Genomic DNA, 12,443 nt, shown 5'->3' on the forward strand with positions numbered 1-12,443 from the left:
GCCTCTTCAATATAATCTGTGCATAGGGTACGCAAAAAGTGCGTTCAATACCATTTAACCGCCCGTTTTCAGACAGTAGCCCGGCGTGGCATGACGCTCGATCCATGCGATCATTTTACCCGCAATATCGACTCCTGTGGTTTTTTCCACGCCTTCCAGCCCCGGCGAGGCGTTCACCTCCATGACCAGCGGCCCGCGCGTCGCCCGCAGAAGGTCTACGCCCGCCACGTCCAGCCCCAGGGTTTGCGCCGCTTTCACGGCAATTTCCCGTTCGCGATCGCTGATATCCGCGATTCTTGCAATGCCGCCCCGGTGAAGGTTAGAGCGGAAATCGCCCTCTTTCGCCTGGCGCTCAATGGCCGCCACTACCTCATTGCCGACCACGAAGCAGCGAATATCGCGCCCTTTCGCCTCTTCGATGTACTCCTGCACCAGGATGTGCGCATTGAGGCCCCTAAAGGCGTCAATCACGCTCTCCGCCGCCTGACGCGTTTCCGCCAGCACCACGCCAATGCCCTGCGTGCCTTCCACCAGCTTAATCACCAAAGGCGCGCCGCCCACCATATCGATAAGATCGCTGGTGTCGTCCGGTGAATGGGCAATCCCCGTGACGGGGAGATCGATCCCCTGACGGGCAAGGAGCTGCAGCGAGCGCAGCTTGTCGCGGGCGCGGGATATGGCGACGGATTCGTTGAGCGGATAGCTGCCCAGCATCTCGAACTGGCGCAGCGCGGCGGTGCCGTAATAGGTTATCTGGGAGCCGATGCGGGGGATCACGGCATCAAAGTGCGGCAGCTTGCGTCCTTTGTAGTGAATCGACGAGGCGGCCGGGTCAATGTTCATATAGCAGGACATCGGGTCGAGGATCTCAACCTGATGCCCGCGTTTCGCCGCCGCGTCTCGCAGGCGCTTACATGAATAGAGCGTTCCATCCCGGGACAATATGGCAATTTTCACCCTGCACCTCTCTGAAGACATGGAAAAAGCCTGCATATCATATACGCAGGCAGGCGCAGGCGGAATGGACTATCGCGTCGCCCAGCCCTGTTTGTGCAGGTAATCAAGAATAAACGGGCGGTTTTCTTTAATGATGGTGCGACGAATATGGTCAGTCCAGGTATCGCGACGGTTATTGCTGCCGCGCGTCAGGTAGTAGTTCGCCAGTTCTTCATCATATTGATTCAGGACGTCCCGATCGACCGGCTGGTAGTGGTTTTCGTGCACCAGCATGGCGGCAGGAATGCGCGGCTTCAGATCCGGGTTATCCGCAGGCCAGCCGAGGCACAGGCCGAACAGCGGCAGAACGTGTTTTGGCAGCTTCAGCAGCTCGGTCACGCTTTCAATGTTGTTACGCAGGCCACCGATGTAGACACCGCCCAAACCCAGCGACTCCGCCGCCGTAAAGGCGTTTTGCGCCATCAGTGCGGTATCCACCACGCCCAGCAGCAGCTGTTCGGCCAGCCCCAGCTCTGCCTCAGGGCAGATCTGCAGGTGGCGGTTAAAGTCGGCGCAGAACACCCAGAACTCCGCGGCCTGGGCCACATGCTTCTGCCCGCCGGTCAGCGTGACCAACTGTTCACGCATGGCCGGATCGGTGATGCGGATAATCGAGCTGCACTGCAGAAAGCTGGAGCTGGACGTCGCCCTGGCGCTGTTAATAATCGCTTCGCGCTGCGCCTCGGTAATCGGCTCATTGGTGAAGTGGCGAATGGAACGGTGGGATGTGAGCAGGTCTATGGTTGGCGTCATCTTGTCTCTCTTTGTCTTGCTTAAACCGTATGGCAGCCAGTATAGGCAATGATTTGCGCGGTGTAATTGGCGAAACATAGCCTTACTGTATCAAAGCGACAGGCGAAACCTTCTTTAATGGCGGCAGGTTATCGGGCACTATATGTCCTATTCGCCGTCAGGCTTGTTTTTTGAGGAGAGAGAAATGTTTGCAGTAATTTTTGGTCGTCCAGGGTGCCCTTACTGTGTGCGCGCGAAAGAGCTGGCTGAGAAACTGACCGAAGAGCGCGATGACTTCAACTTCCGCTACGTGGATATCCACGCGGAAGGCATCACCAAAGCGGATCTTGAAAAAACCGTCGGCAAGCCGGTTGAAACCGTACCGCAGATCTTCCTCGATCAGAAACACATCGGCGGCTGCACTGACTTTGAAGCTTACGCCAAAGAGCATCTGGGACTGTTTGCCGCTCAGTAATGCTAAGACGCCCTCACCCTGAGGGCGTTTTTAATTATGGTGCCGTCGATGCTTAATCAGACTGCACACAAACAAATAGCACAGCGCGCCGAGGGCGCACCAGAAGACGCCGCTCAGCAACCACGCCAGCTCCTGCCAGAAACTTCGCGTTGATACATACAGCATGCGCATCAGCAGCAGACACAGCGGTGCCGCCAGCATTGCGCCAATAAGCGGCTTGACCACCTCCCCTTTACGGGAAAGAAAACTGGCAGCGGCTCCCGGCAGGGTAAAAAAGAGCAGCCCCAGCTCCGGATGTCCGGCAGCCCTGAATGCCCCTTTCACATTAAAAGCGAGCGACATGCACACGACGGTAAACAGCAAAAAGCAGCTGATCACCCCCGCCCAGTTTCGTTTAATGTTCAAATTATCCTCCTGACTTATCTCTATCAAATACACCTTCGTCGGGTAGACGCCCAGTCAGATAAAGCAGTGCGGCAATCCATGCCAAAGTACGCACAGGGTGATGCGATAATAGGTAGCTGTCAGTAGCTAATACGATTAAACTATCGGCCAGCTAATGTTTTAGGGAATAAATTAGGTAACAGGGAGGGTTGAACGCGTTCCCTCGCCCAGAAAACAGTAGCCCAAATAGTCCTTTCATTCAACAACTTACTAGTAAACAAGAAGTTAGCCTCCGTGAATATAAACGTCGCAGACTTGTTAAATGGGAATTACATCCTGTTATTATTTGTGGTACTGGCGCTGGGCCTTTGCCTGGGTAAATTGCGCCTGGGTTCAGTTCAACTTGGTAATTCCATTGGCGTTTTAGTCGTCTCCTTATTATTAGGCCAGCAGCACTTCAGCATTAACACGGACGCGCTCAACTTAGGCTTTATGCTGTTTATTTTTTGTGTTGGCGTGGAAGCGGGACCGAACTTTTTTTCAATTTTCTTCCGCGACGGCAAAAATTATCTGATGCTGGCGCTGGTGATGGTCGGCAGCGCGCTGCTGATCGCGTTAGGGCTGGGTAAACTGTTTGGCTGGGATATCGGGTTAACGGCCGGTATGCTGGCAGGCTCTATGACCTCCACCCCCGTGCTGGTGGGTGCCGGTGATACCCTTCGCCATTCCGGCATGGCCGGCGCGCAGCTCTCTACCGCGCTCGATCACCTGAGCCTGGGCTATGCCCTGACCTATCTGATTGGTCTGGTGAGCCTGATTGTCGGCGCACGCTACCTGCCAAAACTGCAGCACCAGGATCTGCAGACCAGCGCCCAGCAAATCGCGCGCGAGCGCGGTCTCGATACCGATTCCAAACGTAAAGTCTATCTCCCGGTAATCCGCGCCTATCGCGTCGGGCCAGAGCTGGTGGCATGGGCTGACGGCAAAAACCTGCGCGAGCTGGGGATTTACCGCCAGACGGGCTGCTATATCGAACGTATACGCCGTAACGGCATTCTGGCGAACCCGGACGGCGACGCGGTGCTGCAGATGGGCGACGATATCGCGCTGGTGGGTTACCCGGATGCCCACGCCCGTCTCGACCCGAGCTTCCGTAACGGCAAAGAGGTGTTCGACCGAGACCTGCTCGACATGCGTATCGTCACCGAAGAGATCGTGGTGAAAAACCATAACGCCGTGGGCCGCCGACTGGCCCAGCTGAAGCTGACCGACCACGGCTGCTTCCTCAACCGCGTGATCCGCAGCCAGATAGAGATGCCGATCGACGACAACGTGGTGCTCAACAAAGGCGACGTGCTGCAGGTTAGCGGCGACGCACGACGCGTGAAAACCGTTGCCGACCGCATCGGCTTTATCTCCATTCACAGCCAGGTCACCGACCTGCTGGCCTTCTGCGCCTTCTTTATCGTTGGCCTGATGATCGGGATGATCACCTTCCAGTTCAGCAATTTTAGCTTCGGCATCGGTAACGCCGCCGGGCTGCTGTTTGCCGGGATCATGCTGGGCTTCCTGCGAGCCAACCACCCGACCTTCGGCTACATCCCGCAGGGCGCGCTGAACATGGTGAAAGAGTTCGGTCTGATGGTCTTTATGGCGGGCGTGGGCTTAAGCGCGGGAAGCGGTATCGGCCACAGCCTGGGCGCCGTCGGCTGGCAGATGCTGGTGTCCGGACTGATCGTCAGCCTGGTGCCGGTGGTGATCTGCTTCCTGTTCGGCGCCTACGTGCTGCGCATGAACCGCGCCCTGCTCTTTGGGGCAATGATGGGCGCGCGTACCTGTGCGCCAGCCATGGAAATCATCAGCGATACCGCACGCAGCAACATCCCGGCGCTGGGCTATGCGGGCACATATGCTATCGCTAACGTGCTGCTGACGCTGGCGGGTACGCTGATCGTTATCATCTGGCCTGGACTCGGATAACTCCTAAGTTTGCGTGCGGGGAAAATATTTTCGTTACGCGCAGAACTTTTTTATCAGGGGGCAGTCATAACTAGTGCCACTGCTTTTCTTTGATGTCCCCAATTTGTGGAGCCCATCAACCCCGCCGTTTTGGTTCAAGGTTGATGGGTTTTTTGTTGCCTGAAATTCACCTTCCTCTATTCTTTTCTTCTCTCTTGCCACGAAAACACATATGATTAAACATATATAAAATCACACCTGCAGGAAATCCCATGCTCCACCCGCTCCAGCTCTTCAAAACCCTCTCCGACGAAACGCGGCTCGCCATCGTCATGCTGCTCCGTGAAGCGGGCGAACTGTGCGTCTGCGATCTCTGCGCCGCGACCGCCGAGTCGCAGCCTAAGGTCTCCCGCCACATGGCGATGCTGCGCGAGTCCGGGCTGGTTATCGATCGCCGTGAAGGGAAATGGGTCCATTACCGTCTCTCTCCCAACATGCCTGCGTGGGCGGCAGTCGTTATCGACAACAGCTGGAACTGCCTGCGGGAAGAGACGCGCATGAAGCTGAAAAATCGACTTTCAGGCTCGTGTTGATAACAATACATTCACAAAAACAGATATAACGGAGTAAGCGATGTTTCTGGCGGGAGCGATTTTTTTATTCACATTGGTACTGGTCATCTGGCAGCCCAGGGGACTCAGTATCGGCTGGAGCGCGACCATCGGTGCCGTGCTGGCGCTGGCCAGCGGCGTGATTCACATTAACGATATACCTGTGGTGTGGAATATCGTCTGGAACGCTACGGCGACGTTCATTGCCGTCATTATCATCAGCCTGCTGCTGGACGAGTCCGGCTTTTTCGAGTGGGCGGCGCTGCACGTCGCCCGCTGGGGGAACGGTCGCGGGCGATTGCTGTTTACTTATATCGTGCTGCTGGGTGCAGCCGTGGCGGCGCTGTTTGCCAATGACGGTGCGGCGCTGATCCTAACGCCTATCGTCATCGCCATGCTGCTCGCGCTGGGGTTCAGCAAGCAGGCCACGCTGGCGTTTGTGATGGCAGCGGGTTTTATCGCCGATACCGCCAGCCTGCCGCTGATTGTGTCCAACCTGGTCAACATCGTGTCGGCAGACTTCTTTAAGCTGGGGTTCAGCGAATACGCTTCGGTAATGATCCCGGTGGATATCGCCGCGATTGCCGCAACTCTGGTCATGCTGCATCTGTTCTTTCGCAAGGAAATCCCCCCGAAATATGACCTGGCAAAACTCCGCGAGCCCACTCGGGCCATTCACGATCTCCCGACGTTCAGAACGGGCTGGATTGTGCTGCTGCTACTTCTCGTCGGCTTCTTCGTGCTTGAACCGCTCGGCATTCCTGTCAGCGCCATTGCGACCGTCGGCGCGCTGATTTTATTCGCCGTCGCAAAACGCGGACATGCGATAAACACCGGAAAAGTGCTGCGCGGCGCACCGTGGCAAATCGTCATCTTCTCGCTGGGGATGTATCTGGTGGTGTACGGCCTGCGCAATGCCGGGCTGACGGAATATCTCTCAGGCGTACTGGATAGCCTGGCCGGACACGGTCTGTGGGCCACCACGCTGGGAACCGGGTTCATCACTGCGTTTCTGTCATCCATAATGAACAATATGCCCACGGTGCTGATTGGCGCGCTCTCCATCGAGGGCAGTACGGCGACAGGATTGATTAAGGAAGCGATGATTTACGCCAACGTGATTGGCTGCGATCTGGGGCCGAAAATCACGCCTATCGGCAGCCTCGCCACCCTGCTCTGGCTCCACGTGCTGGCGCAGAAGAACATGACGATCACCTGGGGCTACTATTTCCGGACGGGCATCATTATGACGCTGCCGGTCCTGTTTGTGACGCTCGCCGCGCTGGCGCTACGTCTCTCCTTCACACTGTAATGAGCCACTGATATGAGCCACATCACCATTTATCACAACCCGGCCTGCGGAACCTCGCGCAACACGCTGGAGATGATCCGCAACAGCGGCACCGAGCCAGAGATTATCCTCTATCTGGAAACCCCGCCGTCGCGCGATACGCTGACCGCTCTGATTGCCGAGATGGGCATTTCAGTTCGAGATCTGCTGCGTAAAAACGTGGAGCCCTATGAACAGCTCGGCCTTGCTGAAGATAACTTCACCGACGACCAGCTTATCGATTTTATGCTGCAACACCCGATCCTGATTAACCGTCCGATCGTGGTGACGCCGCTGGGCACCCGCCTGTGCCGCCCGTCTGAAGTCGTCCTCGACATCCTGCCGGATGCGCAGAAAGGGGCGTTTACGAAAGAGGATGGCGAAGCGGTGGTGGACGCCAGCGGGAAAAAAATCGAACACAGGTAAAACTGGCAGGGCGAGTGTTACCTAAGGATTCCCCTCGCCCGCAATCCTCCCCACCATCGCCCGGATCTCTTCGCGGGTTAACGGCGCCCGGTCGGTCACGTAGTGCAGCGTCATCCCTTCAATAAACGCGTCCAGCGCGCGGGTGGTCACCGGGTCGAACCACTGCTCCAGCGTGGTCTGGCTCATCTTCATCCAGTCCTGCATCACCGTTTTGAGCGCCGCGCTGCGGTGCATAAAGGCATAGAGCTGATACATCAGCGCCATGTTGTGCGGCGTGGTCACCTGCGAGCTGTGGATCAGCGTGGTGATGGATTCGCACGCCATTTCCGGCCCGGTGACGCCCGCAAAGAAATCCCGGTACTGCTGCGACATCTGGCGGGTAAACCACGTGAAGGCCTCCTCCAGCAGCGGCTCCATACCGTCGAAATAGTAGGTCATCGACCCAAGCGGCACGCCCGCGCAGGTGGCGATTTTACGGTGCGTGACGGCGTGAATGCCGTGTTCGGCGATGGTATCGAGCGTTGCCTGCAGGATCTTCTCCCGGCGATGCGGATCGTTCGGTGGTCTGCTCATAAATTCCTCACGTGGTTTGTGTACAAATGTACACAAACTTGCTAGTGTTGTCGCTATTGTTGTACTTCTGGTGCTATCCCGATGACGCTGACCTCTCCCCGTAAAGCCCTGCAGCGACGCCTGTGGGCGCTGTTTATGTTCTTCTTCATTCCCGGCCTGCTGATGGCCTCCTGGGCCACGCGCACCCCCGCCATTCGCGATATTTTGTCCGTTTCTACCGCCGAGATGGGCATCGTACTGTTCGGCCTGTCGATAGGCTCCATGAGCGGCATTCTCTGCTCCGCGTGGCTGGTAAAGCGCTTCGGTACGCGGGCGGTAATTCGCACCACCATGTGCTTCGCGGTGTTCGGGATGATAGTGCTGAGCGCGGCGCTGTGGTTTGCCTCGCCGGTGCTGTTCGCCCTCGGGCTGACGGTATTTGGCGGCAGCTTCGGTTCGGCTGAAGTTGCTATCAACGTTGAAGGGGCGGCGGTCGAACGTGAGATGAACAAAACCGTGCTGCCAATGATGCACGGCTTCTATAGCCTCGGCACGCTGGCCGGTGCGGGCGTGGGGATGGCGCTGACGGCCACCGGCGTGAGCGCGAATCTGCATATCCTGCTGGCGGCGCTGGTGTGTATCGTTCCGATTCTGACCGGCATCCGGGCCATCCCGGACGGTACCGGCAAAAACTCCGCTGACGAACAGCACTCAGCCGAAAAAGGGCTGCCCTTCTACCGCGATTTCCAGCTGATGCTGATCGGCGTGGTGGTGCTAGCGATGGCATTCGCGGAAGGTTCTGCCAACGACTGGCTGCCGCTGCTGATGGTAGACGGTCACGGCTTTAGCCCAACCTCCGGCTCGCTGATTTACGCCGGGTTTACGCTGGGGATGACCGTCGGGCGCTTCACCGGCGGCTGGTTTATCGACCGCTACAGCCGCGTGGCGGTGGTGCGCGCCAGCGCCCTGCTGGGCGGCCTGGGTATCGCGATGATCATCTTTGTGGATGTGGACTGGATTGCCGGCGTCTCGGTGATCCTCTGGGGGCTGGGCGCGTCCCTCGGCTTCCCGCTGACCATTTCAGCCGCCAGCGATACCGGCCCGGATGCCCCGACGCGCGTCAGCGTGGTGGCAACCACGGGCTATCTCGCCTTCCTGGTCGGGCCGCCGCTGCTCGGCTTCCTCGGCGAGCACTACGGGCTGCGCAGCGCCATGCTGGTGGTGTTAGGGTTGGTCATCATCGCCGCGCTGGTGGCGCGCGCGGTGGCAAAGCCGGAAACAAATCAAACGACACTGGAGAAGGGATATGAGCGTTAAACTGATCGCCGTCGACATGGATGGCACTTTTCTGAGCGATGCCAAGACCTATAATCGCCCGCGTTTTCTGGCGCAGTATGCCCGCATGAAGGCGCAAGGCATTCGCTTCGTGGTCGCCAGCGGCAACCAGTATTACCAGCTGATCTCCTTTTTCCCGGAGATTGCGCATGAGATTGCGTTCGTCGCCGAAAACGGCGGCTGGGTCGTAAGCGAAGGTGAAGATGTTTTTAACGGCGAACTGTCGAAAGCCCATTTCGAGACCGTCGCGAACGTGTTAAACGAGGTTCCGGGCATTGAGATTATCGCCTGCGGGAAAAGCAGCGCGTACACGCTGAAATGCTATGACGAGGGCTTTAAGGAGATCGCGGCGAAGTACTATCACCGTCTGGAAATGGTGAGTAATTTCGACAACCTGAACGATATTTTCTTCAAGTTCGGGCTCAACGTGTCTGACGATGAAATTCCGCGTATTCAGGCGCTGCTGCATGAAAAGCTGAGTGACATCATGGTCCCCGTCACCACCGGCCACGGCAGTATCGACCTGATCATCCCCGGCGTGCATAAAGCCAACGGCCTGCGGATCCTGCAAAAGCGCTGGGGCATTGACGATAGCGAAGTGGTGGCCTTCGGCGACAGCGGCAACGACGTGGAGATGCTGCGCCAGTCCGGTTTCAGCTTTGCGATGGCGAATGCCAGACCGCATATCAAAGCGGCAGCGCGTTTTGAAGCGCCGCATAATAATGATGAAGGCGTTTTAAACGTGATTGAGAAGGTGTTGAACGGGGAGGCACCGTTTAATTGACCGGTGCGGTCTGGTGCCCTCACCCTAGCCCTCTCCCACAGGGAGAGGGGACTGTTCCGTGCTCGCCAACAGGAAGAGGGAATAAACAGGTTAAGGTTGCAGGGCGTTCCCGACGCGTTTGTCTTTCAGGAACACCACCATCAGGCCAACCCACAGCACGCCGTTGGCGAGGTTAAACAGGCTGAACAGCCCGTTGCCGCCCATCGCGTAGGCATGCTTGCTCACTTCGATACCGACGGTAAAAATCAGCATCTGCAGCATCCCCATCGCAGCTGACACCGTGCCTTTACTCATCTCGCTGGCAAACAGCGTCAGGCGCACCAGCCCGGCGTTGGCCACGCCAATCCCGAAGGCATAAAGACTGAGCCCCGCCGTCATCCACAGGTAGGCGTGGGATGACGCGACGGTAGCCACCGCAGCCAGAATCAACCCTGCCGCAATCGGCCAACCGCCCATGATAATCAGGGAACGCACGGTGCGTCGTGACGTCAAACGTGCCAGCACCAGGTTCCCGATAATCAGCGCGCCAAAGATCGGCACCTGCAGCAGGCCATACTCGTAGCTGCTGAGCTTTTCACCGCTGATGATAATGACCGGCGACTGCGCGATCCACGCCAGCAGCGGCAGGCTAACGAACCCGGTCGCCAGCGCGCCCGCCACAAAGCGGCCGTTCTTCAGCACCTCTTTGTAATCCCGACCCAGCTCTTTCAGCGAGAGTTTCTCGCCGATGCGGGTGGCCGTTTCCGGCATCGCCCGGTGCAGGCCAAAGAACGCGATGGCGGCAAGAACCGCAAAGAGCACAAACATGCCTTCCCAGGGCGCAACGTGCACCCACGCGGCCCCCACCAGCGGCCCGAGTAAGGGGGCGATCAGCGCCACGTTCGCCATCAGCGCGGTAATTTTGATACACACCGCCTCTTCAAACGACTCCTGAATGGCGGCATACCCCACGGCGCCGATAAAGCACAGGCTCACCCCCTGCAGGAAACGCAGCAGGGTAAATTGTTCAATGTTTTGCGCCAGCAGCGTGGCGAGACAGGTGACGATAAACCACACCACGCCCGTGAGCATTACCGGACGGCGGCCAATACGATCCGACAGCGGCCCTAACAGCCACTGTAAAAACATGCCGCCGGCCAGATAGGCGGTCATGGAGGTCGGCACCCACTCAATACCCGCGTTGTACTGCGCCACAACGGCCAGCATACCGGGCTGGATCATATCGTTGCCGATATAGGTAGAGAATTCGTAGAGCACCAGACACAGAGGGAAAAGCAACGCCTGACGACCCAGACGTGAACCAGAAGAAGAACGGTTTAACATGCAATCTCTTTATAATGACAAAATCGCGACGAGTTTAATGAAATGCCGCAGCCCGAGATAGTGATTTATCGAGGATAAACAGAAATAAAGCACATATCGTCTTCGTTTAAGGTTTCCTTAAGTTGACGCTTCTATGATAGCCCGATTACTCGTCAACGATCCCAAATTATGGCACTCACCTCCAGCCGTTCAGAATTGTCTAACTTACAGACAAATAAGACAAAACGACTTTACCGCTTACCGACCCGCTTTTATGGTTATCAGCTTTTCGTACTGATCGCCCTTGCCGTGGTGTTTACGTGGCTATCGCGTAGTGAAGCGCTCGACAGATGGGTAACCGGCTTCTGGTATGACGCGGCAACGCAGACCTTCCCGCTGCAGAAGGACCACCTGCTGGATCTGCTGAACCACCGCCTGGCGAAGTACATCGCCATCGGCTTAGGTGCCGTGGCGCTGTTTTACGGCGCCTACAAGCGCAACGCAAGGCTGGTCACGGCGGCGCTGCTGATGGGCGTTGGCGCGCTGGTGGTAGGCGTGCTGAAAAGCGTGAGCCATCACAGCTGCCCGTGGGATCTGGTGGAATATGGCGGTAAGGCTATGTCTTATCCCCTGTTCAGCGCCGTCCCTGCTGACAGCGGTCCGGGGCGCTGTTTTCCCGGCGGTCATGCCTCCAGCGGCTTTATGGTGATGGGGCTGTTTTTTGCCTTCTGGCGCGAGCGTCCGCGTCTCGCCTGGTGCTTCGTCGCGCTGGGCGTGGTGTTAGGTCTGGCGATGGGCTACGGCCAGGTCATGCGCGGGGCGCATTTTTTCTCTCACAACCTGTGGGCCGGGTGGTGGGTCTGGTTTTCCCAGGTGGTTGTCTACGGACTTATTTCCACCCGGTTTGCTAAAGAGTGATAACGCTATGTTAGAGAATCTGAATTATCAGCTGTTTTATCTGATCAACGCCACGCCAGCCTCGCCTGAGTGGACGATCGATTTTGCCACCTTTCTGGCAAAAGATCTGATCAGCATCGTGCCTGCACTGGCTGCGATTCTCTGGCTGTGGGGGCCCCGCAGCCAGGTGAAGGCGCAGCGCCAGCTGGTGATTAAAGTGGCGATGGCGCTCGGGGTAAGCGTCCTGGCCAGCTACATTCTCGGCCATGTCTTCCCGCACGATCGTCCTTTTGTCGATCATGTCGGCTATACCTTCCTGCACCACGCGCCGGATGACTCGTTCCCGAGCGATCACGGTACGGTGATCTTCACCTTCGCGCTGGCTTTCCTGTTCTGGCATCGCCTGTGGTCCGGCGCGGTCCTGATGGTGGCGGCCCTGGCAATCGCCTGGTCTCGCGTTTACCTGGGCGTTCACTGGCCGCTGGATATGGTGGGCGGTTTCCTGGTCGGGATGATTGGCTGCGTGAGCGCGGCTATCCTGTGGAGCCTCTTCGGTGAAGCGCTCTACCGCACGCTGTCTTCGCTCTATCGCGCCATTTTCGCTATCCCGATCCGCAAAGGCTGGATACGTGACTAACCCCAACCTGACAGGTTACACTT

At 57.6% G+C, this 12,443-nt stretch carries 14 protein-coding genes; 9 read left to right on the forward strand and 5 right to left on the reverse strand.

Features of this window, described 5'->3' with window-relative positions:
• Positions 1–54: 54 nt before the first annotated feature.
• Positions 55–957: a 30S ribosomal protein S6--L-glutamate ligase gene (gene rimK, locus AC1VYI_RS17410; protein WP_023310930.1), complete on the reverse strand. Its 903-nt coding sequence runs from the start codon at positions 955–957 to the stop codon at positions 55–57.
• A 69-nt stretch (positions 958–1,026) separates the two neighbouring features.
• Positions 1,027–1,749: a nitroreductase NfsA gene (gene nfsA / locus AC1VYI_RS17415; RefSeq protein WP_045354408.1), complete on the reverse strand. Its 723-nt coding sequence runs from the start codon at positions 1,747–1,749 to the stop codon at positions 1,027–1,029.
• A 184-nt stretch (positions 1,750–1,933) separates the two neighbouring features.
• Between nfsA and AC1VYI_RS17420 the strand changes: the two genes are divergently transcribed.
• Positions 1,934–2,203, forward strand: a complete 270-nt coding sequence (locus AC1VYI_RS17420) for a GrxA family glutaredoxin (RefSeq protein WP_006809455.1) — start codon at positions 1,934–1,936, stop codon at positions 2,201–2,203.
• A 30-nt stretch (positions 2,204–2,233) separates the two neighbouring features.
• Here the strand turns inward: AC1VYI_RS17420 and AC1VYI_RS17425 are convergent, their stop codons facing one another.
• Positions 2,234–2,608 (reverse strand): inner membrane protein YbjM, encoded by a 375-nt coding sequence (locus tag AC1VYI_RS17425; protein WP_023310928.1) that lies wholly within the window; start codon positions 2,606–2,608, stop codon positions 2,234–2,236.
• A gap of 273 nt (positions 2,609–2,881) precedes the next feature.
• On the opposite strand from AC1VYI_RS17425, the gene AC1VYI_RS17430 reads away from it, so the two are divergent.
• From AC1VYI_RS17430 to arsC, 4 genes are all read left to right on the forward strand, one after another.
• Complete coding sequence (locus tag AC1VYI_RS17430; protein ID WP_029739442.1) at positions 2,882–4,567, forward strand: aspartate:alanine antiporter; 1,686 nt, start codon at positions 2,882–2,884, stop codon at positions 4,565–4,567.
• A 251-nt stretch (positions 4,568–4,818) separates the two neighbouring features.
• Positions 4,819–5,139 carry a metalloregulator ArsR/SmtB family transcription factor gene (locus AC1VYI_RS17435; protein ID WP_134866607.1) on the forward strand — a complete coding sequence of 107 codons (321 nt, stop codon included), beginning with the start codon at positions 4,819–4,821 and terminating at the stop codon, positions 5,137–5,139.
• Between the two features lie 40 nt (positions 5,140–5,179).
• Positions 5,180–6,469 (forward strand): arsenic transporter, encoded by a 1,290-nt coding sequence (locus AC1VYI_RS17440; RefSeq protein ID WP_045403700.1) that lies wholly within the window; start codon positions 5,180–5,182, stop codon positions 6,467–6,469.
• Positions 6,470–6,481: 12 nt separating this feature from the next.
• Positions 6,482–6,913 (forward strand): glutaredoxin-dependent arsenate reductase, encoded by a 432-nt coding sequence (gene arsC / locus AC1VYI_RS17445; protein WP_023310924.1) that lies wholly within the window; start codon positions 6,482–6,484, stop codon positions 6,911–6,913.
• A gap of 21 nt (positions 6,914–6,934) precedes the next feature.
• Here arsC and AC1VYI_RS17450 read toward each other — a convergent pair whose 3' ends face one another.
• On the reverse strand, positions 6,935–7,486 hold the full coding sequence (locus tag AC1VYI_RS17450) for a TetR/AcrR family transcriptional regulator (RefSeq protein ID WP_047742376.1): 552 nt from the start codon (positions 7,484–7,486) through the stop codon (positions 6,935–6,937).
• 81 nt (positions 7,487–7,567) lie between these two features.
• Here AC1VYI_RS17450 and AC1VYI_RS17455 point away from each other — a divergent pair, with 81 nt between their 5' ends.
• Entirely contained in the window at positions 7,568–8,782 is a 1,215-nt protein-coding gene (locus AC1VYI_RS17455) for an MFS transporter (protein ID WP_134866609.1), read from the forward strand.
• Positions 8,772–9,584, forward strand: coding sequence for a Cof-type HAD-IIB family hydrolase (locus AC1VYI_RS17460; protein ID WP_045355702.1), 813 nt, complete (start codon positions 8,772–8,774; stop codon positions 9,582–9,584). The genes AC1VYI_RS17455 and AC1VYI_RS17460 overlap by 11 nt, the downstream gene beginning before the upstream one ends.
• Before the next feature lie 90 nt (positions 9,585–9,674).
• On the opposite strand, the gene AC1VYI_RS17465 is transcribed toward AC1VYI_RS17460, so the two are convergent.
• A complete protein-coding gene (locus AC1VYI_RS17465) occupies positions 9,675–10,907 on the reverse strand; it encodes an MFS transporter (RefSeq protein WP_134866610.1) in 1,233 nt (410 codons plus the stop codon).
• Between the two features lie 168 nt (positions 10,908–11,075).
• Between AC1VYI_RS17465 and AC1VYI_RS17470 the strand changes: the two genes are divergently transcribed.
• Together AC1VYI_RS17470 and ybjG are read left to right on the forward strand one after the other, a co-directional pair.
• Positions 11,076–11,804 (forward strand): phosphatase PAP2 family protein, encoded by a 729-nt coding sequence (locus tag AC1VYI_RS17470; RefSeq protein ID WP_134866611.1) that lies wholly within the window; start codon positions 11,076–11,078, stop codon positions 11,802–11,804.
• A gap of 7 nt (positions 11,805–11,811) precedes the next feature.
• Positions 11,812–12,420, forward strand: coding sequence for an undecaprenyl-diphosphate phosphatase (ybjG, locus tag AC1VYI_RS17475; RefSeq protein WP_226483664.1), 609 nt, complete (start codon positions 11,812–11,814; stop codon positions 12,418–12,420).
• The last annotated feature ends 23 nt before the right edge of the window (positions 12,421–12,443 follow it).

This window comes from Enterobacter sp. QK-SA4, assembly GCF_056856775.1.